The organism is Microcoleus sp. Pol12A5 (assembly GCF_036701435.1).
GTDB lineage: Bacteria > Cyanobacteriota > Cyanobacteriia > Cyanobacteriales > Microcoleaceae > Microcoleus.
The window spans coordinates 1-2,566 of record NZ_JAUBQU010000257.1 but is presented as its reverse complement, the minus strand read 5'-3'; the positions used below and the strand labels follow the sequence as shown (position 1 = coordinate 2,566).

Genomic DNA, 2,566 nt, shown 5'->3' with positions numbered 1-2,566 from the left:
GCGACACTCTCACGAGCGCCGCCGCTCTCCAAAACCGTGCGTGAAAATTTCTCTTCACACGGCTCCTCAGTGACTCGGTGATTGTCACTCATACCGCATTACCAACATATCCTCTTTCCAGAACCATTCTGTATGTGAGGGTGGCTTAGGTTTAGCACTTTTACAGCTAGATTTTGTACCCAGACTGCCATCTGTTGCAGTCTTTATATCGTGGCAATGTCTGTGAAGTAAATCCCAGTTTTCATAAGAATCCTTTCTACCTTTCGATTTAGGAATTCTGTGGTCAACTTCCATGACATCTTCGTCTCGAAAATGTAATCCGCAGTGAGAACATTTACCCTTTTGAATCTTGAGAAGTGTTGCCACTCTTTTGGGACTTTCAGGGTGTTTTCCCATTCTTGTACTCCAATACACTAAGTTTCCGTCGTATGGTGACGATTCACCTTTAACTTTGGCATGGTCTATGATTTTTATTTGACCATGTTTGCGTAACCGAAGAGGGTTAATCCCTTCTTCCCTGGTTGCGAATACCCAGTGATCATTGCCTATGGTTTGCCAGTATTTATTTGACACCCATGTTTTTAATTTTTTCGGATGGCGATGATTTGCCCAAGCTCTGAGTTTTTGATACACTAAGAAGTCTAATTTATAGAAGACTTTGCTACTTGAAACCGTTCGGTAATAGTTAGCCCATCCTATAATTACAGGATTTAAACTCTGGATTAAATCTGATTGAGATTTGGCTTTGTGGGTGTCTATTACTCTTGCGATTTCTTTGAGGTGTATCTTGACTTTTTCCGGGCTTGGGGTGATGACTGTGCTGAAACCCAGTAGTTTACCTTGGGGGTTTTTCCCGCTAGTATATTTGCCAGATGGATATTGCCTGACTTTAAACCCCAGGAAATCAAATCCTGGAGACTGTCCATCATGGCTGCTCATTGTGTGAGCTATCCTTGTTTTACTGGATTTTAGCTCCAAACCCATGCCTTTTAACCATTCAGAGATTATCTCTTTACACTTTTGAACAACGGTTAAATCTTCGTGGAGAATTACGAAGTCATCGGCGTATCTTATTAAGGATATGCTTTTACATTTCTGTTGCCAGCTTATTTGTCCTTTTCCTGTTGACTTTTTGATGTCCAAGGTTTTGGCAAATTCCTTAATTTGATGTTCCATCCCGTGGAGAGCTATATTAGCCAGTAGTGGAGAAATGACTCCACCCTGTGGTGTACCCTCAAGTGTTGGAAACAACTGCTGTCCGTCCATCACCCCCGCTCGGAGCCATGCCCTGATTTGGCGGCGTAAAAGCGGGAATGTATTTAATTTTTTAAGCAGTGCTTCATGGTCGATTTTGTCGAAGCATTTGGCGATGTCGGCATCTAGCACGTATTTTTGCTTATACCTAATCGCATTAAATATTGCCCCGATAGCATCTTGGCACGAGCGCCCAGGTCTGAACCCATATTGATTCGGTTCAAATCGCGCTTCCCATTCTGGTTCTAGTGCCAGTTTAACAAGCGCCTGCAATGCCCGGTCTTTCATTGTTGGGATTCCTAAAGGTCGCTTCTCTTCTGTACCAGGCTTGGGAATCCATACTCGCCTGGTTGGGCTGACCTTTGAACTCAGGTTTATATTACCTATTAGGTCAAGGCGTTGCTTTGGGGTTAGTGATTTAACACCATCCACACCTGCCGTCTTTTTTCCTTTGTTATCCTGAGTAACCCTACGAACCGCTAAGCATTTTGCAGCCCAGGACTTCATCAACAACTTTTGAAGTCTGCGAAGTGTCTTAATATCACCACGATTGGCGGCTTGATAGATTCTTTTCTGCAACTTGAACACTACTCTTTCCAGCTTTCGCCAAGGAGTCTTGTTCCATTCATACATCGGTTTTACCGTGCTCATGACTTTTTCATTGCTACTGGAGACTCTATCTTCCGAGACACAGTGGGTCTGTCTGCATATCTCCCTCGTTACAAGGGAGCTTTCGCTTTTGACCCAATCTCTCCTTGCCGTTGCATACGGTTAGCACCTACTCTGAAAATCGACTTTTACAGAGAGCAAACGGTAGGTTATTTCGTTCCTGTTTGTCTTTGTTTAGAGTTCTTAGGGTGGTACTTTCCACCGGGTTTATTACAGAGTGCTTAGTTGGTCAAGCAACGAATTGCCAACCCTGTGGTAAATTGAAGGTGAAGTCCCTTTATTACCAATCCTTGCCCTTTTGGGACTCCCAGCGTATCAACCTGTTTCGCTGGTTATCTATCACGATGGTTCGGATGTACCTTTGCTTTCGCTACCCATAAACTCCTGCTCGGCGGGGTTCTAGAATAGGTTTTCCAGTTACCGCCTTTTCACCCCGCTTTACGGATTGATGGCTAATCGCTACCGCAGGGGTGATGCTTTCACCGCAGCACCAGCGGGATGGGACTTGAACAGTGTTCTCACCCACAAGACGAACAAGTTGTCATCTAACAAGGGATTAAAGTGCGAACTCAATCCATATTGGATTACCTTATTAGAGCCTGAATTCCCCCCATCTCTAGGTTTCTTCAGAACGAAACGCACC

General features: G+C 44.2%; 2 protein-coding genes. Both read right to left on the bottom strand.

The genetic code is table 11. From position 1 onward, the window contains the following. Positions 1-84: 84 nt before the first annotated feature. Entirely contained in the window at positions 85-1,905 is a 1,821-nt protein-coding gene (gene ltrA / locus QUA45_RS28505) for a group II intron reverse transcriptase/maturase (RefSeq protein WP_333223276.1), read from the bottom strand. A gap of 477 nt (positions 1,906-2,382) precedes the next feature. Continuing rightward, positions 2,383-2,566, bottom strand: a 184-nt coding sequence (locus QUA45_RS28500; protein WP_333101286.1) for a hypothetical protein, incomplete at its 5' end; no start/stop codon positions are given.

What these genes read in the sequence shown, in the direction of transcription:
- ltrA (WP_333223276.1), bottom strand. Translation starts at nt 1,905, where the DNA reads ATGAGCACGGTAAAACCGATGTATGAATGGAACAAGACTCCTTGGCGA.